17 protein-coding genes and 1 tRNA gene are annotated in these 26,168 nt (G+C 36.3%); 17 read left to right on the forward strand and 1 reads right to left on the reverse strand.

From position 1 onward, the window contains the following. Positions 1 to 9 precede the first annotated feature (9 nt). The 17 genes from ACTIEV_RS12255 (at position 10) to ACTIEV_RS12335 (ending at position 25,043) form a co-directional block, all read left to right on the forward strand. Positions 10 to 972, forward strand: coding sequence for a dihydrodipicolinate synthase family protein (locus ACTIEV_RS12255; protein ID WP_439516569.1), 963 nt, complete (start codon positions 10 to 12; stop codon positions 970 to 972). A gap of 5 nt (positions 973 to 977) precedes the next feature. Then, entirely contained in the window at positions 978 to 2,135 is a 1,158-nt protein-coding gene (locus ACTIEV_RS12260) for a Kelch repeat-containing protein (protein WP_439516570.1), read from the forward strand. Between the two features lie 2 nt (positions 2,136 to 2,137). Next, complete coding sequence (locus tag ACTIEV_RS12265) at positions 2,138 to 3,370, forward strand: MFS transporter (RefSeq protein ID WP_439516571.1); 1,233 nt, start codon at positions 2,138 to 2,140, stop codon at positions 3,368 to 3,370. 9 nt (positions 3,371 to 3,379) lie between these two features. Beyond that, positions 3,380 to 4,948 (forward strand): exo-alpha-sialidase, encoded by a 1,569-nt coding sequence (locus ACTIEV_RS12270; protein WP_439516572.1) that lies wholly within the window; start codon positions 3,380 to 3,382, stop codon positions 4,946 to 4,948. Positions 4,949 to 4,956: 8 nt separating this feature from the next. After that, on the forward strand, positions 4,957 to 6,150 hold the full coding sequence (locus ACTIEV_RS12275) for an AGE family epimerase/isomerase (protein WP_439516573.1): 1,194 nt from the start codon (positions 4,957 to 4,959) through the stop codon (positions 6,148 to 6,150). A gap of 4 nt (positions 6,151 to 6,154) precedes the next feature. After that, positions 6,155 to 7,516 carry a M60 family metallopeptidase gene (locus tag ACTIEV_RS12280; protein WP_439516574.1) on the forward strand — a complete coding sequence of 454 codons (1,362 nt, stop codon included), beginning with the start codon at positions 6,155 to 6,157 and terminating at the stop codon, positions 7,514 to 7,516. Between the two features lie 76 nt (positions 7,517 to 7,592). Then, the gene (locus ACTIEV_RS12285; RefSeq protein ID WP_439516575.1) at positions 7,593 to 8,945 is read left to right on the forward strand and encodes a Gfo/Idh/MocA family protein; all 1,353 of its coding nucleotides are present in this window, start codon (positions 7,593 to 7,595) and stop codon (positions 8,943 to 8,945) included. A 14-nt stretch (positions 8,946 to 8,959) separates the two neighbouring features. After that, complete coding sequence (locus ACTIEV_RS12290) at positions 8,960 to 9,628, forward strand: hypothetical protein (RefSeq protein WP_439516576.1); 669 nt, start codon at positions 8,960 to 8,962, stop codon at positions 9,626 to 9,628. Next, positions 9,583 to 9,990, forward strand: coding sequence for a hypothetical protein (locus tag ACTIEV_RS12295; RefSeq protein WP_439516583.1), 408 nt, complete (start codon positions 9,583 to 9,585; stop codon positions 9,988 to 9,990). The genes ACTIEV_RS12290 and ACTIEV_RS12295 overlap by 46 nt, the downstream gene beginning before the upstream one ends. Positions 9,991 to 10,012: 22 nt before the next feature. Then, entirely contained in the window at positions 10,013 to 11,500 is a 1,488-nt protein-coding gene (locus ACTIEV_RS12300) for a sialate O-acetylesterase (protein ID WP_439516577.1), read from the forward strand. Continuing rightward, entirely contained in the window at positions 11,497 to 12,993 is a 1,497-nt protein-coding gene (locus ACTIEV_RS12305; protein WP_439516578.1) for an alpha-L-fucosidase, read from the forward strand. The genes ACTIEV_RS12300 and ACTIEV_RS12305 overlap by 4 nt, the downstream gene beginning before the upstream one ends. A gap of 39 nt (positions 12,994 to 13,032) precedes the next feature. Next, a complete protein-coding gene (locus tag ACTIEV_RS12310) occupies positions 13,033 to 14,361 on the forward strand; it encodes an alpha-L-fucosidase (RefSeq protein ID WP_250685158.1) in 1,329 nt (442 codons plus the stop codon). 112 nt (positions 14,362 to 14,473) lie between these two features. Next, positions 14,474 to 16,396, forward strand: a complete 1,923-nt coding sequence (gene nagB, locus ACTIEV_RS12315; RefSeq protein ID WP_439516579.1) for a glucosamine-6-phosphate deaminase — start codon at positions 14,474 to 14,476, stop codon at positions 16,394 to 16,396. 40 nt (positions 16,397 to 16,436) lie between these two features. Beyond that, positions 16,437 to 17,921, forward strand: a complete 1,485-nt coding sequence (locus ACTIEV_RS12320; RefSeq protein WP_250685160.1) for an arylsulfatase — start codon at positions 16,437 to 16,439, stop codon at positions 17,919 to 17,921. A gap of 28 nt (positions 17,922 to 17,949) precedes the next feature. Further along, complete coding sequence (locus ACTIEV_RS12325; protein WP_439516580.1) at positions 17,950 to 20,328, forward strand: glycoside hydrolase family 20 protein; 2,379 nt, start codon at positions 17,950 to 17,952, stop codon at positions 20,326 to 20,328. An 82-nt stretch (positions 20,329 to 20,410) separates the two neighbouring features. Continuing rightward, a complete protein-coding gene (locus ACTIEV_RS12330) occupies positions 20,411 to 22,432 on the forward strand; it encodes a glycoside hydrolase family 2 protein (protein WP_439516581.1) in 2,022 nt (673 codons plus the stop codon). 25 nt (positions 22,433 to 22,457) lie between these two features. Next, entirely contained in the window at positions 22,458 to 25,043 is a 2,586-nt protein-coding gene (locus ACTIEV_RS12335) for a family 20 glycosylhydrolase (RefSeq protein WP_439516582.1), read from the forward strand. An 865-nt stretch (positions 25,044 to 25,908) separates the two neighbouring features. Here the strand turns inward: ACTIEV_RS12335 and ACTIEV_RS12340 are convergent. Continuing rightward, positions 25,909 to 25,979 (reverse strand) — tRNA-Gln (locus ACTIEV_RS12340). Between the last annotated feature and the right edge of the window lie 189 nt (positions 25,980 to 26,168).

A 26,168-nucleotide genomic window follows, 5' to 3' on the forward strand; every position in this document is an offset into this window, starting at 1 on the left:
TTTTACTGTATGAAAAGAGAAAAAATAAACGGATTGATTGCTGCTCCTTTCACACCGATGAAAGGAGATGGATCAATTGCATATGAGATCATTCCAAGCTATTATAAGCTATTGAAGCAAAATAATGTAAAGGGTGTATTTATATGCGGTTCAACAGGAGAAGGGGTGTCTCTGAGTGCATCTGAAAAATATTTAGTAACAGAAGCCTGGGCTAGCTGCACAAAGAATGATCCGGAATTTAAAGTGATGTTACTGTTGGGTGGTACGAGTATAAAAGAATGTCAAGATTTAGCCATAAAAGTAAGTCAACTTCCCATTCATTCGATTTCCATAACTGCTCCTTTTTATTTTAAGCCAGTTAATGCTAAAGTATTAGCCAAAGTGTGTCAGGAAATTGCCTCAGTTGTTCCTGAATTACCATTTTATTATTATCATATTCCTGTATTAACAGGAGTTGATATATCTATGTATTCATTATTGCAAGAAGTTGATGGGTTGGTCCCAAATTTTGCCGGCATCAAATACACACATGAAGATTTTATGGATTTTCAGTCTTGCCTGAGTTATCAAAATGGGAAATATGATATGCTGTGGGGAAGAGATGAAAATATGCTATCTGCATTAGCAGTGGGTGCAACTGGTGCAGTGGGAAGCACTTTTAATTATGCAGCACCTTTATACAATCGTTTAATTGAGGCATTTCAACAAAATGATTTAGATAATGCCCGAACACTTCAGCTACAGTCCATAGAAATGATCCGTTTATTGGGTAAGTATGGAGGTATAGCTACCGGGAAAGCTTATATGAAATTGATTGGTCTAAATTGTGGAGAGTTCAGACTACCGGTTAAAAATTTGGACTCAACTGACTACGAGCAGTTTGTAAATGATACCGGTAAAATTGGTTTTAATAACTTTTGTTCTGTTCTTGCTAAAAATACGAATGAGGTAGTAACAAATACATCAGTTTAAACTCCATGAAAATTGCTCTGCCCATTATAATAATTCTCTTTATGTCATCTGTTGGAGAACTTTTTGCACAAAAAAAATCTGTTCAAGATACTTGGCATATTGCAGGTGTGCTCCCTTCGAATAATCAACAAAAGGAAGGGCTTGGATTAGCGGGTCCAATAACAGGTATCTCTGGCAATAGGTTGTTAGTTGCAGGAGGGGCTAATTTCCCGGATGGTATGCCATGGCAAGGTGGAAAAAAAATATTTCATAATAAAGTCTACAGTTTTAAGAAAAGAGGTCAGAAGCTTTCATTGGTAACAGATGAATATCAGTTGCCAGAGAATATAGCTTATGCAGCCAGTTGTTCAACACCCAAGGGAGTTCTATATGCCGGTGGAGAAAGTGAAAAGGGTATTTCTGATAAGGTATTTTTATTGAAATGGGATCATTATGCTAGCGCTGTTATTATTGAATCTTTACCAGCTTTACCCTTAGCCGTTAGTAATGCATCTGCCATTTCTTATAATAATATTGTTTACGTACTAGGAGGAGAAACTCAAGAAGGTGTTTCAAATATGCTTTGGGTAATTGATCTTAATGATATACATGCAGGTTGGAGCCAGTTGCCTTCTATGCCAAAACAAATATCACATGGGGTTTTTGTAGCAATAAAATCTTCAGGTATTTTAAAACTTTATATGGTTGGAGGGCGAAGAAAAACCAGTCAGGGAATTAGTGAATTGTATAATACAGTATATGAATTCAATGTTCTACAACAAAAATGGTCTGAATTAGCCCCTTTGCCATATCCACTATCTGCGGGTACTGGTGTTGCAACAAAAAATGGCAATATTCTTTTGTTTGGTGGCGATCGAGGAACCACCTTTAGTAAGGTTGAAAATTATTTATCACTAATTAATAAAGCTCCCACGCAACTAGAAAAAGAAGAATTGGTCTTGAAAAAAAATCAAGTTCTTCTTTCTCATCCTGGGTTTAGTCAAGAGATCCTGCTTTATAATATACAGACTCAATCAACTAAAATGGCTGGGTTGATTCCATATCCTACACCTGTTACGACAAATGCTTTTTATTGGGGTAAAGAGGTAGTTATTCCGACCGGAGAAATAAAAGCAGGGATTAGAACATCGCAAATTTTAATGGCTAAAATTTCCCGTTTATAACCATGAGCATATCAAAAAAATATCCGTGGATACTTGTAGGGCTATTGTGGGTAGTGGCACTATTAAACTATATGGATAGGCAGATGCTCAGTACCATGAAGCCATCTATGATGATCGATATACAGGAATTACAGTCTGCTACCAACTTTGGTAGATTGATGGCTGTATTTCTTTGGATTTATGGAAGCATGAGCCCTTTCGCTGGAATGATCGCTGATCGAATCAGTAAAAAATGGGTTATCGTTAGCAGTTTATTTGTATGGTCTGCGGTTACTTGCTCAATGGGGTATGCAACAACTTTTGATCAACTATATTGGCTAAGGGCTATTATGGGAGTAAGTGAAGCTTTATATATTCCTGCAGGGCTGGCGCTAATTACTGAGTTTCATGATTCTAAAACTAGATCCTTAGCAGTAGGTATACATATGACAGGCTTATATATGGGTCAAGCATTAGGTGGCTTTGGGGCTACTGTTGCGCATCATTATTCATGGCAGGTAGCATTTCAATCATTTGGTATAATCGGAATTCTGTATTCTCTCGGGTTATTTTTTTTCTTAAAGGATAAAAAAAAGGACACATTATATGTAATCGATAATGATGACAAGAAAATAGGCTTATTTAAAGGCTTTGGATTGTTATTTACCAACATAGCTTTTTGGGTTATTCTATTCTACTTTGCTATGCCAAGTTTACCCGGCTGGGCTGTTAAAAACTGGATGCCCACCTTGTTTGCTGAGAATTTAGGAATAGATATGGCAAAGGCAGGGCCGTTATCTACCATTACAATTGCAGCATCTTCTTTCTTAGGAGTAATTTTTGGAGGTATTTTATCAGATCGCTGGGTTCAGAAAAATATTAAAGGACGGATTTATACCAGTGCTATAGGTTTAGGACTTACCATACCCGCAGTATTACTTATCGGATTTGGTCACTCACTTTTTGCCGTGGTTGGTGCAGCATTTTGTTTTGGGTTTGGTTACGGAATGTTTGATGCCAATAATATGCCTATACTCTGTCAGTTTGTCTCTATCAAATACCGCGCTACTGCTTATGGATTAATGAATATGACAGGTGTATTTGCCGGTGCATTCATTACTGACTTTTTAGGTAAATCAACGGATGCCGGGAATCTGGGAAAGGACTTTGCCATGCTAGCGGGTGTTGTTGCTGTCGCTTTGATTATCCAACTTTCTTTTTTGCGACCTAAACAGAATGATTTTATTGATGAGTAAAATGAAATTATGCAAAAAATAATTTTTTATGTAACGCTATGCTTCCTGTTCATTTTAAATAGCAGCTTTAGCTATTTTAAAAATGCAGGAATAAATTCACCAGAAACTATTCAGGCAACTGCTTATTCACCTGCAATACCGGTATTGAAAGGAGTGTCTGCTAATCCGATACTACGCGTTGCTGTTTCTATACCTAGTGAAAAAAAGGAACAATTCTATCAAAAAGTCAATTGTACTATAAATGCTCAAGTCATTAGTAGTATCGAAAAGATCGATGTATATCTTACAGGTGGTGAACCGTTTTCGACCCAACAACTCATATCATCAATAGTTCCATCAGCTTCTTTATTTGACATTCCTCTTAATATCAAACTTAGGCCTGGGGTTCATTTTATCTGGTTCAGTATTGTATTGAAAAGTGAAGCAGCGATTGACCATAAAATTAAACTGACTTGTCAAAAATTGACTGACAACAAAGGGAATCAGTTACTAGTTCAACAAGGTAAATCTGTTTACGACAAGCATATCGGAGTGGTTGTTCGTAAAGCTGGCGCTGATCAAGTTAATACGTATCGTATTCCAGGTATAGTAACTACCGATAAAGGAACACTGTTATCAGTCTACGATATCCGGTATAAAAATAGCTCCGATTTACCGGGCAATATTGATGTTGGATTAAGTCGAAGTATAGATAGTGGCAAGACTTGGCAGCCAATGAAAGTGATTATGGATATGGGCGCTCCACACGAAAATAATGGTGTAGGTGATCCTTCTATATTGTTTGATCCTATTACCAAAAAAATATGGGTAGCTGCATTGTGGAGTAAAGGTAATAGGTCTATTGCCGGTTCTTTACCGGGTATTTCTCCAGACACAACCGGGCAATTTGTTTTGGTTAGTAGTGATGATGATGGATTGACTTGGTCAAATCCATACACCATCACTCCGCAAATCAAGGATAAAGCATGGCATTTATTTTTTAATGGACCCGGAAGTGGGATTGCTATGCAGGATGGTAAGCTGGTTTTTGCAGCACAATATTGGAATGAAAATAAAGTTCCCTTTTCAACTATTATTTATAGTGCTGATCACGGTAATTCATGGAATGGAAAAATCAATGGCCCCAAATCGAATACAACTGAGAGTCAAGTCGTGGAAACGACTTCAGGTACATTAATGCTGAATATGCGTGATAATCGGGGTGGATTCAGAAGTGTAGCCACTACCAATAATCTTGGAGTAACATGGACAGAACATGCTACATCATATAATGCATTACCTGATCCAGTTTGTATGGCTAGTTTAATTAAAGCAAGAGTAAAAGTGAAAGGGGTTATGCGAGATGTTCTTTTCTTCAGTAACCCAAATACCACAGCAGGTCGTTACAATATGACTATCAAGGCAAGTTTGGACTATGGACAAACTTGGTTGCCTGCCCATCAATTATTAGTTGATGAAAGACAAGGGTATGGATATTCATCCCTTACACAAATTGATGATCATACCATTGGTATTTTATATGAAGGAATTAAGGATCTATACTTTTTAAAAATACAAGTAAACGAGATTATTAAATAATAACAGGTATGGGCTACGATAGAAAAGAGTTAGAAGTGCTGCAAGAGTTTTATTCAAAACAATTGTTGAATAGTACGATCCCATTTTGGTTTCCTCGTTCTTTTGATCAGGAATACGGAGGTTTTTTATTTATGAGAGATGCAGATGGTAGCCTCATTGATGATGATAAAGCTGTGTGGATACAAGGAAGGGCAACATGGATGCTTTCGACACTCTATAACACAGTTGAGCAAAAACAAGAATGGCTAGACGGCGCCAAACTTGGGTATGATTTCTTAAATCAATATTGCTTTGATGCTGACGGACAGATGTTCTTTCATATGACTAGAGATGGGAAGCCTTTACGAAAACGCAGGTATTTTTTTTCCGAGACATTTTATGTAATCGCAGCCGCTGCTTATGCAAAAGCAAGTGGCAATGAAGATGCAGCTCAACGAGCAAGAAAAGTTTTTGGGAAGTGTATTGAGTATGCAACTATTCCCGGTCTCCTGCAGCCAAAGTTTACAAATATTCGACCATCCAAAGGTATTGGAGTACCTATGATAATGATCAATACAGCTCAACAACTCAGGGATACCATAGGAGATCCGCGCTGTGATCAATGGATTGAAAAATGGATTAAAGAGATTGAATATGACTTTGTGAAAGATGATATTCAATGTGTCATGGAGCAAGTGGCACCAGATGGGAGCATAATTGATCATATCGATGGTAGAACCCTTAATCCTGGTCATGCTATTGAGGGCGCATGGTTTATCCTACACGAAGCTCTGTATCGAAACAATGACCAACATTTGATTGATTTAGGCTGTCGCATGATTGACTATATGTGGGAAAGAGGCTGGGATAAAGAGCATGGCGGTATTCTCTATTTCCGTGATGTATATAATAAACCGGTGCAGGAATACTGGCAGGATATGAAATTCTGGTGGCCACATAATGAAGTAATCATTGCAACACTGCTTGCATACTTAACGACAGGAAATGAAAAGTATGCTATATGGCATAAACAGGTTCACGAATATTCATACAAGCATTTCTATGACAAACAAAATGGCGAATGGTTTGGCTATCTGCATAAGGATGGAAGTATTGCACAAACTGCCAAAGGCAATTTATACAAAGGCCCTTTTCATTTACCAAGACAGGAATGGTATTGTATGCAGTTACTTAATAATTATTTGAGACAAAATAAAAAATAAAAAGGTGAAAAAAATATTCTTGTTTGCAATGATGGTTATAATAGTATTGACAGCTTGTAAAAAGAATAATGATGGGGGCAATGTTACTCCACCACCGCCAGTGCCATCAGTACCGCCACCACTAGCTTCAGTTACTTTAAAAACAGCAGACAGTATTTTAATTGTGAATGAAACTGTTTCCGGTACAAAAGAAGCAACAAGGTTAGCGCAAAATATGCCAGCTTCTGATTTTTATACAACAGGATTTTATTTACCAGCCTCAACAGTATTGACTATTGAAGTAACAGCAGAAATTGGCACACGTTTACCTACCTTGCTTGTAGGTACTTATTCTCGTTACCAAGCCAATTGGAATCCCACTTCTCATACCTTAACAACAGGGATTAATTCTATTACAGATGCAATTGGAGGTATCATCTATGTGAGATTTCATAACGACAACCCGACCGACAGAGTAAGATTGAAATTTGTTTCCGGTATGAGACCCATACCATATTATCAATTGGGTAGAACCACGCAGGCTGATTGGGTTAAGATGGTTGATAATATCAATAATGTTCCCGATGTACAATTAGTGGGCAATAAAACCATCATTACTTTTTCATTGGCAAATGCAAAAACTTATAAAAATGAAAGCCAAGAAGCATTAATAAAAAAAGCTGACAGGGTAATTGCTATTGAAGACAGCATTAGTGGTCTGTTTGGTAATGATCCTATTGATCAACCCAATGTACACAAATACCTGATGACAGAAACAGACCATCCTGGTTACTTTATGGCAGCAACATTTTATCGCACTTTTTATAGTTCTGTAACCGGTGGGATACCCTCAATTCTAAAGGCAGACAATTTTAGCTGGGGACCCTGGCATGAATTAGGACACATGCATCAACAGGGTTCATGGACGTGGAGTGAACTCGGTGAAGTAACAGTGAATATTTACAGTATAGCGGTTGAAAAAGCATTGGGAATAACACCAACAAGACTTACTTCTCAAAACGAATGGAATAATACGATCACTTACTTAGCTCGTCCTGAATCTGAACGAAATTTCAATGGGAGTAATGCAAGTGTATGGACAAGGCTCTGCATGTTTCAGCAATTGAAACTTGCTTTTAGCGATAGCTTTTATCATGAACTTCATCGTCAGGCCAGACGAGAAACTGTTAGACCAACAACAACTGATACAAAAATGAGATGGTTTATGCTGAAGGCTTGTAGCATAAGCGGAAAAAATCTTACCTCTTTTTTTCAAAAATGGGGGATGAAACTTTCCACACAAGTTGCAACAGATGCGGTGTTTATCGAAATGGCAGCATTGGGATTACCTAGCCCTTCACAGGATTTAATATTGTTGTCTGATTAAAGTTATAAGTATCACTTTATTGTTACTCATGATTCGTCGACTATTAAAATAAAGAAATAAGGAAAAAAATTATTATATGCAAAGAAAACAATTCATCAAAAACGCAGCACTTGGTGCAGCATCATTAGCCCTATTGCCTGCAACTAATTTGTTTGCTGCTAATCTGAAAGAGAAAGTAAGATTAGTAATAATTGGTACTGGTCTACGTGGACAAAACCATCTTGACCTTGTGCTGCGCAGACAAGATGTAGAGCTGATCGCTATTTGCGATATTGATGATCGTATGCTTTCCCGGTCGAAAGAAATGATCACAAGGAGTGGGAAGAAGATGCCACAAGTTTTTACTGGCGACCCATATGCCTGGAAAAAAATGTTGAATATAAAAGATATAGACGGTGTGATTATAGCTACTCCATGGGAATGGCATAAAGAAATGATCATAGGTTCACTTCAGGCGGGAATAAAATATGTAGGTACGGAAGTAATGCTTGGCATAACACTGCAAGACCATTGGGATGTAGTAAAAGTAACAGAGCAATACAATGCGCAGGTAATGATGTTGGAAAATGTTTGCTACCGTAGGGATGTAATGGCTGCTTTAAATATGGTACGGCAGGGTTTATTCGGAGAAATGGTGCATTTACAGGGCGGTTACCAGCATGACCTGCGTGAAGTAAAATTTAATAATGGCATTGATGCCTATGGAAAAGGTTGTGAGTTTGGCGATAAAGGTTGGAGTGAAGCAAGATGGCGCACCCATCATTCTGTACATCGTAATGGTGATCTATATCCTACACATGGGATTGGCCCCATAGCTCATTGTATTAATATTAACAGGGGAAACAGGTTTGTAAATATTTCATCCTTCTCTTCTAAAGCAAGAGGATTGCATAACCACATTGTAAAAAAATGTGGGGTTGACCATCCAAATGCCAAGATCAATTTCAAATTAGGTGATGTAGTTACCACTAATATTGGCTGTGCCAATGGTGAAACTATTTTATTGCAGCATGATACCAATCTGCCTCGTCCATACTCGCTTGGTTTCCGTGTACAAGGAACAAATGGTTTATGGATGGATGTAGCCAAAGGAGTACATATTGAGGGGCAATCAAAGCCACATCAATGGGATGCTGCCAAAGAGTGGTTTGATAAGTACGATCACCCACTTTGGGCAAGGTGGAGTAAAGAAACAGAAGGTGCAGGTCATGGTGGAATGGATTTTTTTGTGATACATTCTTTTGTCGAATCAATTAAACGAAATATTGCCACCCCAATGGATGTATATGACGCTGCTTCTTGGAGTGCCATCACGCCATTAAGTGAAATTTCCATTGAAAAAGGAAACGAGACGATTGAGTTTCCTGACTTTACCAATGGTAAATGGATGTACCGGAAACCAGTGTTTGCATTAACTGATGAGTTTTAACAGCAAATATTCCTATGATATTAGATTCAGTACTAAAAGAATTTGGGTTAAACGCCAGTCAGGTAACGATTGCACCGATACACCAGGGCTTGATTAATCAAACCTGGAAGATTGCACAGAATGAACATGCATTTATTCTACAACAGGTAAATAACACGGTATTTCAAAATCCTGAAAACATTGCTTTTAATATTGAAGAAATAAGCATGTATCTAAAATGTCAGCATCCTGATTATTTTTTTGTTTCTCCGGTCAAGACTTTTGATGGTAGTGAACTTGTTTACAAAAATGAAGATAGCTATTTCAGGGTCTTCCCTTTTGTACAGGATTCCCATGCAATAAATGTGGTAGAAAATCCTGACCAAGCATACGAGGGCGCAAAACAGTTTGGAAAGTTTACTGCTGTCCTCAGCAATTTTGATTGTTCAAAACTCAAAATAACGATTCCGAATTTTCATAACCTTTCTCTCCGATATGAGCAATTTGAGGATTCTCTAAAAAGTGGGAACAATAACAGGTTAAAGGAATCCGACACTTTAATCATCCAGTTAAAAAAATGGTCAAATATTGTAGCGGAATTTAAAAAAATTAAAACACTAGCGATTTTAAACTTAGAGTTACACATCACGACAGTAAAATTAATAACGTATTATTTGATAAAAACAATAAAGGACTTTGCGTAATAGATCTTGATACTGTCATGCCCGGCTACTTTATAAGCGATGTTGGAGATATGATGCGTACTTACTTATCACCGGTAAGTGAAGAGGAAAAGGATTTTAGCAAAATTATAATTCGCAAGGAATATTATGAAGCCATTGTTGATGGATATATGAGTGAGATGCAGGATGAACTGACAGCCTTTGAAAAAAAATACTTTTTCTATGCTGGCAAATTCAGTATCTATATGCAGGCACTCCGTTTTCTTACAGACTATTTGAATGATGATAAATATTATGGTTCATCCTATCCAGGTCAAAACCTAATTAGAGCATCAAATCAAATTGCTTTACTTCAAAAATACATGGAAGCAGAACTTAATTGAACAATATTGATTTTGAGAATTAATGAAAAGCATTCTTGTTATCATATTATTTTTCCCATTTTCTTCGATAGCTCAATTTGAGATAGCCGAAGTTTTCTCTTCCAATATGGTTTTGCAAAGGGAAGAGCCTATTGCCATATGGGGAAAGACTGCTCCGGGAAAGATGGTGGAGGTGAAATTAGGTTCTACGCTTCGTAAGAGTGTAGCAACAAAAGATTCAGTATGGAAAGTCTATTTGCCTAAACGACCAGCCACACGTGAGCCTCAGTCATTAATTATTAGCAGTGGAGATACCGTAGTACAGTTTCAGAATATACTTATTGGCGATGTATGGATATGTACAGGTCAGAGTAACATGGAATGGCCGATGATAAAAGAGCAACACTGGCAGGGTGAAATATATGACACTTATCAACCTTATATCAGACTATTAAACCCGCCACCTACTGGTAGAAATGTTTTTGGTGTTCCTTATACAGATTCTCTAGTTAAGAGACTTACAAAAGAAAGATTTTATGATTGGAACGAATGGAAGAATTGTGATAGTAGTTCCATTAAGTTAATGAGTGCAGTTGCCTACTATTTTGCGAAAAAGGTTTTTTCTGAAATGGGTGTTCCAATTGGTATTATAAACTTGTCTATTGGCGGTGCACCACTTGAAACATTCATCAGTATAGAAGCACTATCTCAACATGTAATATTCAGAAAAAAAATAAATAAAAACTGGCTTACAAACGATGCCCTACCAGTTTGGATTAGAGAACGAGGGTTACAGAATGTGGGAAATAATAACAATGTTCCAGCTGATGAATTAGGTCCAAATCATGCCTATAAACCAGGTTTTGCTTTTAAAGCAGGGATTAATCAACTGCGAAATTTTCCGGTGAAAGGAGTCTTGGTTTATCAAGGTGAAAGTAATGCAGAAGAACTAGAACGGGTTGATGAATACAAAGAGCTATTTAAAGTATTCATTAAAGAATACAGAGAAGCCTGGAACAATAGTCAGCTTCCAATTTATTGGGTACAACTTTCTTCTATAGAAAGAAAGTATTGGCCAATGTTTAGAAATGAACAATTACAGCTATTAAAAGAAACTAATTATGCAGGCATGGCTATTACGAGCGATATCGGCTTGCAGAATGATGTGCATCCTCGTGATAAAAAAACTGTTGGCGAACGATTAGCTAGATGGGCATTGAACAAAGCGTATAAACAAAATATAACTCCTTCCGGACCATTGCCTGTAAAGGCCATTTACGTCAATGGTAAAGTGATTGTGCAATTTGACCATATAGCGAATGGGTTGAAAACATCAGATGCTAAACCATTAAGGGGGTTCTCAACTGATGGGCAGAATGAAATAGAGGCCAATTTTGCCGATAGCGGCATCGTCATTTCTGTAAGTTCTAAACCACAATTTATCTATTACGGTTGGAAGCCATTTAGTGATGGAAATCTTAGTAATTCTGAAAATCTTCCTGCGTCAACCTTTAAAATAAGAGTTAAGTGAAATTTATTTTAATTATATCATTTTTTTCATTCTGTTGCGTTTCTGTTCTGGCACAACAGAAAAATTATGTTTTTTTCGATGCAAATGATACCGAAGCAGACATTATACGAAAGGCTGCTACAGTCGTTCCATCATTAGGGCAGTTAAGGTGGCAACAATTGGAACTGACTGCTTTTTTTCATTACGGTGTAAATACATTTACCGGCAAAGAATGGGGAACTGGAAAAGAAGACCCGAAAATATTTAACCCTTCAGCTTTGAATGCCCGGCAATGGGTTCGGATTGCAAAAGATGCAGGCATCAAACAGGTGATATTAACAGCCAAACATCATGATGGGTTCTGCCTTTGGCCTACTAAAACAACAAACCATTCAGTGGCTGCGAGTCAGTGGAAAAATGGTAAAGGTGATTTGGTAAAAGAAGTAAGTAAGGCTTGCAAAGAAATGAAAATTGGATTTGGCATTTATCTTTCTCCCTGGGACATGAATTCTCAGTACTATGGTGACAATGAAAAATACAATGAATTTTTTATGGAGCAACTAACCGAATTGCTCACCCATTATGGTAGGATTGATGAAGTATGGTTTGACGGGGCAAAAGGAGAAAGCGTAGAACAAGAATATTACTTTGAAAAATGGTATCAACTCATCCGAAAACTACAACCACAGGCTGTAATAGCAATCATGGGTCCGGATGTAAGATGGGTTGGAACAGAAACAGGATACGGCAGAGAAACAGAATGGAGTGTAGTGCCTACGGATAATTTAAGCCAGTCAACAATTGCAGCTAATTCGCAAAAAAATATTGCATTTACACCAAATGGTGATATGAGAGGAGATGATTTGGGGAGCCTTGAAAAAATCAGAAAAGCAAAAGGGTTGGTTTGGTATCCTGCCGAAATCGATGTATCTATCCGACCAAGTTGGTTTTATCATGAAGCAGAAGATTCAAAAGTAAAGTCGCCGGAGAAACTCCTTGATATTTATTTCAATTCTGTTGGTCGCAATGGTGTTTTATTATTAAACATTCCGCCAGATAAAAGAGGATTGATTCATGAAAGTGATATTGCAGCATTGGAGCAATGGAAACAATTGAGAGATGATCTTTTTAAGACCAATTTTGCTAGTGGTTCAAAGATAAAATCTGCTAATGGCGTAAATACAAGATACATACTTGACGGCAAAAATGCCACACATTTTACAACAAAAGGAAATGCCACTACAACTGTAATTGAACTACAGCTAAAATCACCTGCATCATTTAACGTAGTGCAATTACAGGAAAATATAAGGATGGGTCAAAGAGTTGAAGCCTTTGAGTTAGACTACTGGGATGGAACAGCATGGAAAATAACGACAAAAGGAACAACTATTGGTTATAAACGATTGATACGATTCAATACTATTATTACTGATAAGGTAAGATTGCGGATTTTATCGTCAAGATTAAATCCTTGCCTTGCAGAAATAGGAATCTATAATATACAAGAATAAAAATTTCAAAAAATCTTAAGTTATTAAACTATTTAATAGATGAAAAAGGTCTTTTTATTTATTGTTCTGTTAAACTGGATGATCCCGAGTCATGCGCAGTCATATTTTCCTTCGGTTGATAACCTGACTGCTAGAAAAGAATTTCAGGATAATAAATTTGGCATGTTCATCCATTGGGGTGCTTCCAGTGTTTTAGGTGCAGGTGAATGGGTGATGAATAACAGGAATATAAAAGTAAAAGATTACACGAGGCTGCAGAATATATTTAATCCACAAGATTTTAATGCCGCAGAATGGGTGACTGCAGCAAAAAATGCTGGTATGAAGTATATAGTCTTTATTACCCGTCATCATGATGGTTTTTCCAACTGGGATACAAAATATTCAGATTGGAAAATTACCAATACGCCTTACGGTAGGGATGTATTGAGAATGTTGGCAGATGAATGTAAAAAACAAGACATAAAACTCGGCTTATATTATTCTACCCTCGATTGGTATCGTACCGATTATCCTTATGAAACAGGTCGCACTGGAAAAGGAACGGGTCGTACTGAGAAAAGTAATTACGCGTCTTACCTACAGTTCATGAAAAATCAGCTTACTGAATTGCTGTCCAACTATGGAGAAATTATGTCCATCTGGTTTGACGGACATTGGGATCAGACTAATCCGGAAGGTCATTCTGATAGGTCATCAAGAATTGACTGGAAGTACGGGGAAATTTATTCGCTTATTCACAAATTACAACCTCAATGTTTGATTGGGAATAACCATCATCTTGAACCATTGCCAGGAGAAGACTTTCAGATGTTTGAAAAAGATTTGCCTGGTCAAAATAAAACGGGTTTAAGTTATCAAAAGGCATCCGAAATGCTACCGTTAGAAACTTGTGAAACCATCAATGGATCTTGGGGTTATAATATAACCGATAATAACTATAAAACAGTTAAAGACCTTATTCATTATCTAGTGAATGCTGCAGCACTGAATACTAACTTTCTTTTGAATATCGGACCCATGCCCAATGGGAAAATACAGCAGGAGTTTGTTGATACTTTAAATCTTATAGGTAATTGGTTAAGAGAAAATGGAAAAACCATTTATGGTACTAGGGGTAATGTTATTTCTCTGCAAGAATGGGGTGTGGTAACGGCTAAAAATAAAAGTAGATATGTACACGTATTAAATAAGCCGGGTAGCAATTTTATTTTCTTACCCGGATTTATTGGTAAAGTACAAGAAGCTTTTTTGTTTGGTAAAGAAGAAAGGATTAAATACAAACAATTGCCGGAAGGATGTTTTATTTACCTCGATAATTTACGTATAAATGATATCGACACTATTATAGAATTAAAAGTTCAATAGAAATTGATTTTATTGGGTATACATTGATAAGAAACTTGTTGCTGAGGAGTAATATTCAGTTTTAATGGTTCATATTTCTCATTAGATCACTTTAAGAAGCAAACAGATAAATATGTTAATAGACATTCAAATATCTCATCCATTCACATCTTTTGAGAAAATACCTGTAACAATTTTCGAGGAAGCACAAGAAGCGTGTATAAAGGTAGCTGAGGAAATAGCAGATCTTATTCGTTTAAAACAGCAACAAGGTTCTAATGCTGTGCTTGGGTTGTCAACAGGTTCAACTCCCAAAAAAATTTATGCTGAATTAATACGTTTGCATCGACAAGAGGGTCTAAGTTTTAAAAATGTAATTTGTTTTAACCTTGATGAATACTTTCCTATTTCTGGTGAATCTATACAGAGTTATAAATACTTCATGAAGGAGAATTTATTTAATCACATAGATATTGAACCTAAAAACTACCATATTCCAGATGGTCAAATTGGTCTGGAAAATATTAAACAATATTGTGAAGAGTATGAACATAAAATTCAAGCTGCTGGGGGTATTGATTTCCAACTTTTGGGCATAGGTCGCAACGGACATATTGGTTTTAATGAACCAGGTTCTCACATAAGTTCTAGTACCCGTCTAATAACACTCGATCGGATAACCCGCTCCGATGCTGCGGTAGACTTCTCAGGTATAGCGAATGTGCCCCGTAAGGCAATTACAATGGGAATAAATACCATACTTAGTGCAAAACGGATTGTATTGCTGGCATGGGGTGAAAGAAAAGCTGATATTATTAAAATGGCCGTAGAAGGCCCTGTCACAGAATTTGTACCAGCTTCTTATTTACAGGCACATCCAAATACATCTTTAGTGGTGGATGATGCAGCTGCCGGATTACTTACAAGAAAAAAAGCTCCATGGTTAACAGAAGATGTTGAATGGACAAAGCAAATGACTAAGAAGGCAGTTATTTGGTTAGCTATATCATGTAATAAACCAATATTAAAACTTACCAATAATGATTATAATGAAAATGGATTAAGCAGTTTGCTTGTTTTACATGGCACTGCTTACGACATTAATATAAAAGTTTTTAACTGGCTACAGCACACTATTACAGGATGGCCTGGTGGTAAACCGGATGCTGATGATACGAATCGACCTGAAAGAGCAGAGCCAGCAAAAAAAAGGATATTGATATTTAGTCCGCACCCCGATGATGACATCATTTCAATGGGTGGTACATTCCAGCGTCTGACCGATCAGGGGCATGAAGTACATGTTGCCTATCAAACAAGCGGTAATATTGCCGTGGCTGATGATGAGGCTTTTCGCTTTGTTGAGTTTGTAAAAGACTTCAATCAGCAATTTCAAATCAACTCGCCTAATGCCGAAAAAATATTTATCGATACTGATTCCTTTTTGCAGCAAAAGAAAAGTGGTGAACCCGATATTCAGGAATTACGTTTTGTAAAAGGTTTGATAAGAAAAGGAGAAGCAAGAAATACCTGCCGTTTTGTTGGCATACCCGATGAAAATATTCACTATCTCAATCTGCCATTTTATGAAACTGGAACAGTTGAAAAGAAACCTATTGGAGAAGATGATATAAAAATTATTACTTCATTGGTACAACAAATAAAGCCACATCAAATATTTGCTGCAGGTGATCTTGCCGATCCACACGGCACTCATAAAGTTTGTTTAGATGGTATTTTGGCAGCATTAGCAAACATTAAGCACCTTGATTTTATGAAAGACTGCTGGCTTTGGCTCTATAAAGGTGCTTGGGCAGAGTGGGATATTGATGCTATTGAAATGGCAGTGCCTATGAGTCCTGAACAGGTTTTGAGAAAACGATACGGAATTTTTAAACATCAATCACAAAAAGATGGTGTGGTTTTTCAGGGTACAGATAATCGTGAATTTTGGCAAAGGGCCGAAGAAAGAAATAGAGCTACTGCCGAACTCTACAATAAGCTTGGTTTGGCAGAGTATGAAGCTATGGAAGCATTTGTAAGATGGCGATTTTAAGTTCTACTCTATTACTAAACTTTAAGGTGATATATTTTATATGATAAAGAAGTATCTTTTACTCATCATTTTTTTAGAATCAATTTCGTGTGGATTAATAGCTCAGCTTCCTAATATCATTTATATCTATGCTGATGATATGGGATATGGAGAATTAGGATCCTATGGTCAACAAAAAATCAAAACCCCATATTTAGATCAACTCGCTAGGGAAGGTATAAGATTTACAGATCATTATACTTCTGCTCCGGTATGTGCGCCGGCAAGAGCTATGCTGCTAACCGGTAAACATGCTGGTCATGCTTACATACGTGGCAACTATGAGTTAGGAGGGTTTGAAGATGAGAATGAGGGCGGACAAATGCCACTTCCGGAAGGATCATTTACAATCGCTCATCTAATGAAAAATGCCGGATATGTTACAGGAATGATTGGTAAATGGGGGCTAGGTATGAATAATACAACAGGAGACCCAAATAAACAGGGGTTTGATTATTATTATGGTTACTTATGTCAAAAGCAAGCCCACAATTTTTATCCTACTCATTTATGGGAAAATGGGCTACAAGATAAACTTCGTAATCCATTCATTTATGTACACAGACCTATTCCAAATGATTCCCCCGATTCTGCTTTTAAATATTATAAGGGAAAGGATTACGCTATAACAAAATTTGCAGAAAAAGCACAAGAGTTTATTAAAAAAAATCAAAAGAAACCATTCTTTTTATACCTCCCATTTACTGGTCCGCATGTATCATTACAAGCACCGGATGAAGCAATTAATGAGTACATAGGACAATTTGATGAACAACCCTATTATGGGAATAAAGGAGGATATGCACCAAGTAAATATCCTTTGTCGACATATGCTGCCATGATAACTTATATGGATAAACAGATTGGAAGTATCATGCAATTACTACAGGAATTGAATTTAGATGAAAATACGCTCGTTATGTTTAGCAGTGATAATGGAACTACATTTGATGTAGGCGGTGTAAATGCCTCATATTTTAATCTTACAGGAGGACTAAGAGGGCGCAAACAAGAGCTATATGAAGGGGGAATTCGGGAACCGTTTATTGCAAGATGGCCTGGAAAAATTCGACCAGGGGAAGTGTCTAATCATGTTTCAGTACAATATGATCTATTGGAAACTTTAGCTGAAATAACAGGAGTAAAAGTGCCGTATAATGATGGTGTTTCTTTTTTACCAACATTATTAGGTAAAAAGAAAGAGCAAAAGCAACATTCTTTCCTATACTTCGAATTTCCCGAAAAGGGTGGGCAAGTTGCTATTCGTATAGGTAATTGGAAAGGTATAAAAAGCAATATGAGAGAAAATATAAACGCACCCTGGGAAGTTTATAATCTTGCTATCGATAAGGGCGAAAAAGTAAATCTTGCTGATCAGTATCCATTATTAATAAAACGTTTTGAAGAAATCTTAAAGGAACAACACCAGCCATCACATATTCGAGAGTGGGAATTTGTGGCACCCAAGTTCCCAAACAAAAGCTGAATCAGTTTAAGCTAGCTAAATAAAAATTATGCAACAAAAAAAACAACTCAACGCTTCATTTTTTGGACGGATACAAAAAGTAATACTATTAATTGGATTATATCCGATGTCTATATTGGCTCAACAATCAATTAATATTATTCCACAGCCTGTAAAAGTAGAGCATTTGTCAGGTGATTTTAATCTATCAGCTCATACCGTTATACAATACGATATAAAAAATAAAGATTTACAAGAGGTTGTTCAATTCTTTAACGAACAACTAAGAAATTTGGTTGGAGTTAATTTGACAAGTAATATGAGTGGACAAAATACCATTCGCTTGCGCATACAAAATTTAACTTCTTTTGGGGAAGAGGGTTATCAAATAGAAGTCGCATCTAAAGACATTACGATTCAAGCCAATTCAAAAGGTGGAATTGTGTATGGTTTGCAAACCCTATTGCAAATGCTGCCTGTGAATCACAATAAAGCTTCTTTAAAAATTCCTTGTATACGTATTACAGACTATCCTCGTTTTAAATACCGGGGTATGCACCTCGATGTTGGCAGACATTTTTATCCTGTTTCTTTTATTAAAAAGTACATAGACTTTATGTCTACTTATAAGTTCAATTTTTTTCATTGGCATTTAACAGAAGATCAGGGATGGCGCATAGAAATAAAAAAGTATCCGCACTTAACTACAAAAGCAGCCTATCGAAATGGTACTATTGTTGGGCAATATCCTGGTACACATAATAATAACCTTCGTTATGGGGGCTTCTATACACAAGATGAGATAAGGGATATTGTTGCGTATGCATCACTAAGAAACATCACTGTTGTACCTGAAATTGAAATGCCGGGTCATTCTTCAGCTGCTATCGCAGCTTATCCTTGGCTGAGTTGCTTTCCTGAAAAACCTACTACCATACCGGCAAATCCATCTTTTATGAACCAATTGGTGCAAAGGAAAGGCGAAAAAAAGCTAGTCCAGGAAACTTGGGGTGTTTTTGAAGATATTTTCTGTGGTGGTAGCGATAGCACTTATATGTTCTTACAGGATGTGCTTGATGAAGTTTTACAACTTTTCCCATCTAAGTATATCCATATTGGAGGCGATGAAGCACCAAAATATCATTGGGAAAAATGTTCACGTTGTCAGTTAAGAATTAAAAAAGAAGGTCTTAAAGATGAACATGAATTGCAGAGTTATTTCATCCAGCGGATAGAAAAGTATTTGAATAAGAATGGGAGAACCTTGATAGGCTGGGATGAAATTTTAGAAGGTGGGCTTGCTCCGAACGCTATTGTGATGAGTTGGAGAGGGGAAGCAGGTGGTATTGAAGCTGCAAAACAATCACATGATGTGATAATGACCCCCGGAAATCCCGTTTACTTTGATCATTACCAAGGAGATCCTATTACCGAACCTATTGCTATTGGTGGATTTAATACGCTTAAAAAAGTTTATGAGTATGAGCCGATACCAAAGGAATTAAATGAATTGCAAGCTAAATATATATTAGGAGCCCAAGCCAACTTATGGACAGAATATGTGCCAACTACTCAACATGTTGAGTATATGGTATTGCCACGAATGTTGGCGCTAAGTGAAGTGGTGTGGAGTAAAAAAGAAAATAAAAATTGGAATGGGTTCAATAAAAAATTACAATATCATTTTAATTATTTCGAACACAAAGGTTGGAATTATAGTAAAGGGAATTTTAAGGCTGATATAAAGCCACAATCCAAGAATGGACAATTGACAGTAGCGTTATTAACAGAAGCCTACAACGGACAGGTTGTTTTTACTACTGATGGGTCTGTGCCAAACATTAATAGCAAAATATTTAGTGAACCTATTTCTATCGATTCAACTTTAATACTTAATGCAGCGGTGCTTGTTGATAATAATATCATGAGTAGTATTCCTTCACAGCAAAAGTTTATTATTCATAAAGCTATTGGAAGGGATGTGCTATACACCAACCCTGTAAGTCGTTACTATTTGGCGGATGGCCCTAATTCCCTTACAGATGGTATAAGGGCTACAAAGGCAGTTGGAAAATATTGGCATGGCTTCAACTCAAATTCATTAATTGCAACAATTGATTTGGGTGAATTTAAGACTATCCAAAGCATAACACTTGGGTGTCTGCAAAATTATGGTGATTGGATTTTTTTACCTCAAAGTGTAAAGTTTGAAGTATCAAATAATGGAGTTGATTTTATTGAATTGCAAACTATAAACAACTCAAATTCTCTAGACGAGAAAAATATTTTATTTGATTTTAAGTCATCATTCCCGGCACAGTCATGTAAGTATATTAGGGTTACAGCAAAAAATAATATTTGTCCACCAGGTCATAGCGGAGAGGGTAAAATGGGTTGGATTTTTGCAGATGAAATAATTGTAGACTAAGGTATCTATTTACTAAACTATGATTTTAATGAAGTATTAGTTGCAATAATCAGGTTTAATGTTAAGACTTAATCAATTCCTCATGAACAAATATGTCATCATAGTATTTCTGTCGCTTTTTAGTTTTAAGGTAATTGCACAAAGAGATACTATCATTTTTAATTATCAGTGGCAATTTACTATTGATAAAGAAGGTGTTGGCTTTTCAAATCAGTGGTTTAAAAAAGGATTTACAAACAGTACAGAACTTAATTTGCCGCATACATGGAATATTGAAGATTCTAACCACCGACACTATGGGTGGGGTTGGTATCAAAAGAAATTCATGGTGCCTTTGACATGGAAAGATAAAAGTGTAAGGATCAGGTTCGGAGCTATTAATCATACTTCTGTTATATATATTAATGGGAATAAAATTGAAGAAAATATAGGCGATGGATTTAGTCAGTTTTTTGTTGATCTATCTGATAAGTTAGATTATGGGGTAATAAATACCATAACTATTGCTGTTAATAATGATTATGGAAAAAACAAGGTGCCGTTTGGCAGCTCATTCGATTGGCCAAATGATGGCGGCATTATTCGAAAAGTTTCGCTCATTGTTACTGATAGACCTTATGCCAGTTACATTCATGCAAGACCAATCTTAAATTTAATTGATAGTTCAGGGACTCTAAAGCTGAAATTAGGGCTGGAAGATATTCCAAATAAGAATATAGAGTTGCTTGTTAGTGTCTCAGAGGAAAATCAAGTTAGTAAAAATTTAGTCTTTCAAAATGTTTATAAACCACTTTGGATAAATAAAGATGCAATAGTGGAATTCAATCTGGCAAAGGTTAATCCTTGGCATTTCGATTTTCCTAATTTGTATAGAGTAGATGTTACTATTATGAAAGGAGGGAGGGCAAGTGACAAGGTCTCTACAGTAATTGGTTTTAGAGAGGTGAAATTTTTAGAGGGGAAAACATATCTAAATGGTGAAAGAATCAAGCTGATGGGCGTTGAATGGACTGCTGGCAGTAATCCGGATTATGGATTTGCAGAGACCGATTCAATAATTCTGAGTCAATGCAAATTGATGAAGGATGTAAATACAATCTTCACTCGACAGCATTTTCAACAGGATGAACTATTTTATGATTACTGTGATCGACAGGGAATATTGGTTCAGCAAGAATTGCCACTTTGGGGACCAGAAACACCCGCTAATGATACCATTCGGATGATAGCTATCAAACAATTGGAAAGAATGATTAATAACTATTATAATCATACTAGTATCTTTTCATGGGGTGTCGGAAATGAATTAAGAGGGAGGGACTTACATATGAAGAAGCTAATCTCAGATTTGATAGAAAAGGTTAAACTACTTGATAGTAGTAGATATGTAGCTTATGTAAGTAACACCCTTACTAGTAGTTTTTATAATAATCCATCTTTTACTCCAGATGCAGCTGATGCAGGGGATTATTTAATGATGAATGAATATGGTGGAAGTTGGTGGGATATTCCTGTTGGGAAGATCCATGCATATTTAGATAGTGTTCATTTAAGTTATCCGACAAAACCTTTTTTCATATCTGAGTTTGGGTTATGTGAGCCAAATTTTAAAGGAGGAGATCAACGTCGGATTGAAGACTTAATCTATCATATGTCTATTTACGAAAGTAAATCTTATATCGAAGGTGCTATTTATTTTGATTTGACAGATTATAGAACACATTACCCTGGAACAAATGAGAATGATAAGTATAGAAGAAGGATACATGGCGTTTATGATATGTATGGTAATCCTAAACCTTCAATGGCTGTATTGAGAGAATTATCGTCCCCAGTTGAGATATCACAAATCAGGGTATCAAAGAAAGGGAAATTAAGTATAACACTGTTTGGTAGTATTGGACTTCCTCAGCATACTGTAAAAGGGTATAAACTTTATGTGTCAGATAAGGCAGAGAATTATACTTCAACAAAATTTTATAACCTTCCAGATATAAGCCCCGGGCAGCGGATAAATATTGAAGTTGAAGATATGAGCAATGGAAGACCGGTTGTGACAATTGTTCGGCCGACTGGTCATGTTGTTACACAGAAATCATTTTAATAAATATTATTAAATGCTTTAGAAAATGCGATCAATAACTATTGCTATTTTGATACAGTTAATTATAACACCTGTATTATCTCAGTCAAATTTGCAGCTTCCGATAGTGAATGATGTACAGTTCACAAATTATTATCATCAACGAGTCAATCACTTTAATCTACATCCAGTTGATACGAATGATATTATTTTCGTTGGGAACAGTATTACTGATGGTGCTGAGTGGACAGAATTATTTCATGATCAAAACATAAAAAACAGAGGTATTAGTGGAGATATAAGTGCAGGAATATTAAATAGGATTGGAGCTATTGTAAAATGTCGTCCAAAAAAGATCTTTTTAATGATTGGAACGAATGATTTAGCAAGAGGAATTAGTGCAGATAGTGTTATAAAAAATATTCTTCTAACTGTTGCTTTTATTAAACAAGAAAGCCCCTCAACTCAGGTATTTATTCAAAGTATTTTACCTGTATCCAATGAGTTTGGAAAGTTTGCGGGACATACAAGTAAAAGAGATTCTATTATAAAAGTAAATGATAGGCTAAAGACATCTCAAGCAAATATGCAGTATTCATTTGTTGATTTATATCCTTATTTCTGTAATCAACAAGGAATGTTGGATAAGAAGTTTACTAATGATGGCTTACATTTACTCGGTGAGGGTTATTTGTTATGGAAACATTTGATTTACCCACATGTTTATGGGCTGCAAGATAAACCATCAATTATCCCACAACCTCAAAACTTAAATTGGACAAGGGGGTATTTTCCACTATATCTCGCAAAATCGATCATTTTCTCTGACTCAACAATCATTCGAGAAGCAAAGCTTTTGAAACAAATAGTTGAAGATAAAGGATGGCCAATTGATCTCCGTAAAGGGACAATTTCGAATGATATTCATATTGAACTTCGATTGGATAAACCTAATCTTACAAGTGGTTCAAGTGATACTTATACTTTGATAGTGTCAAAAAGTAGTATTGTTTTATCAGCAAATTCACCACAGGGTATATTTTATGGAATTCAGACGTTAAGACAATTGATGAGGGATGGGGTTATGGTTAATGCGTGTGAAATTACCGATTGGTCTGCCTATGCATGGCGAGGTTATATGGTTGATGTTGGTCGAAATTATATGTCTGTTAAGTTGCTGAAAGAGCAAATTGAACAAATGGCATATTATAAACTTAATGTATTCCATTTTCATGCAACAGAGGATATTGCTTGGCGCTTTGAAAGTAAACTGTATCCCCAACTCAATGCGCCAGATAATATGCTGCGTAATAAAGGGATGTATTATACAGTAGAAGAGATTAAAGAACTGATAGAGTTTTGTAAGGATCGTTATATTCAATTCGTTCCAGAGATCGATATGCCTGGTCATAGTGCGGCTTTCACACGTGCCTTTAAAACATCCATGCAGAGCGATAGTGGATTAACTATTGTGAAACAATTGTTGAATGAATTTTGCGATACATACGATTTACCATATTTCCATATTGGGGCAGATGAAGTCAAAATAACCAACTACCAATTTATTCCTGAAGTAGAATCCTTGCTGAAGCAAAGGGGAAAGAAATTGATTGGATGGGAGCCGGGAGGTAATTTTAGTTCCTCGGTTATTCGGCAACTGTGGATGGATGATTTGAAACGGATTTCTTCCGATACACAGATCGTATTGATCGATTCTCGGCATTTGTATTTGAATCATATGGATCCATTAGAAAGTGTCGTAACAATTTACAATCGACAAATTGGTGGACAAATGACCGGCGATAAGAAGGTTCTTGGAGGGATTCTATGCCTTTGGCATGATCGAAATGTAACAGAACAGACAGATATGCTTTATATGAATCCAGTATATTCAGGTATAGTCACGTTTGCAGAAAGAAGTTGGAGAGGAGGAGGTATACCCGGATGGGTCGCAAATATTTCCGACGGAAATGAAGCAGGGTTTACTGAATTTGAAGGAAGATTACTAGATCATAAATTTCTCTTCTTCAACAACAAGCCTTTCCCATATCAAAAACAAACACAACTAAAGTGGCAGATCTTTGGCCCTTATAATAATGAAGGGAACGTTGATAGTGCATTTATAATAGAAAAGTCGAATAATAAAAATTCTGCTGATTTAAGTGGGTATCGCGAAGAAGAAATTGGCGGCACAATCATATTACGACATTGGTGGGATCCTTTGATTAAGGGTGCACTTGACAAACCAAAGGAAAACCAAACCTATTACGCAGTAACATCAATCTGGAGTGATACAAAAACACAACAGAAATTTTGGATAGGGTTTAATAATCTATCGAGATCAACGGCTACAGATTCACCCCCCTTAAGAGCTTGGGATCAAAAGGGGAGTAAAGTATGGGTAAATTATGTAGAAGTATTTCCACCTAAATGGTCTCGGGCTGGGAAAATCGGACATTTGGAAACACCATTGATTGATGAGGGCTACGAATATCGAAAACCACATATAATACAACTTAATAAGGGATGGAATCAGGTTTTTATCAAATTACCTATGAGTAGTTTTAAAGGCAAAGATTGGCAGAACATGAAAAAGTGGATGTTTACTTTTGTGCCTGTTGCTGATAACTAGATATAGAGATTCATTATTTGAATCTGGAAATTTATGGCTTATTTCTTAGTATTTGTACTTGACTTGAATCATGCAGAAAACTGAAATTTTTTCTCGAATCAAATTCTACAAGAAAAATGAGTATTCTTATGAAACCCTTTATTAGTAAGGGTTTCAATGTGTAAGCTGGAAACAATTTTTAGTTCAATATACAATCAATAGAGAAATGGTAGTTCTGCCGAAGGTTTCTCATGTAATGCTTATGTAGTAAGGGTTTCACAAGAGTATTAATAAAAAAGAGGAAGTCTCAAAAGTAAAAAGAAGGCTTTGAGAATCGGCTAAATGAAAACTTTCTCCATCAGGTAGGTACCCGAATAAAAAGAGGCTGTATCGGACTTTTGATACAGCCTCTTTACAGTTGTCGGAACTGAGTTGCGTTCGTTTCAGTTTCAAAGGGACTTGGTTATGATTGCTAATTTTAATTTAGTTATGCTGCTGGTAATCAATATAGTAAGAGAATGCATGTTGTAAATATTTATCGAACCAAATTTCCTTGAATACCGATGCTTTCGCATTCTTGTAAAGATAAATAGAATAAAAAAAGGTAAATTAATAAAGAAAATTTGTGCATATTATTAGTGTTCTTGGTTACTTAAAGAAAACACTCAAATTTGCTGTGCCTACTTGAGTTAGTGATAAAAACTCTCCAATGCCATTTATTTCAAAACATTGGGTACTTCCATCGCTTACATTTATCATTTGTAAATAGCTGTTTCTTGTGCGATATAATTTTTGGAAAGTTCCGAAACTTTCCAAAAGTTTATGAGGGTTTTAAAAGCAAAAACCGCTATAAGCTTTCACTTACAGCGGTTTATAATTTGGATTGTTGCCCGACCTGGATTCGAACCAAGACATACTGAACCAAAATCAGTTGTACTACCCTTATACTATCGGGCAATCCGACCTATTCATTTCTGAATGGGGTGCAAAAATAAGGGGGAAGGGGAATTGTTCCAAATTTTTTAAACCCATGAAACAGAGAAATAAGGAATAAGGAACAGAGAAATGATGTCCGTATATAAAAAAGGTTGACCAAAAAAGGAGGTCAACGTTATGAAAAAGGGCAAGAAAATCGCACCGAAAAGG

The organism is Sediminibacterium sp., from assembly GCF_051861365.1.
Classification (GTDB): domain Bacteria; phylum Bacteroidota; class Bacteroidia; order Chitinophagales; family Chitinophagaceae; genus Sediminibacterium.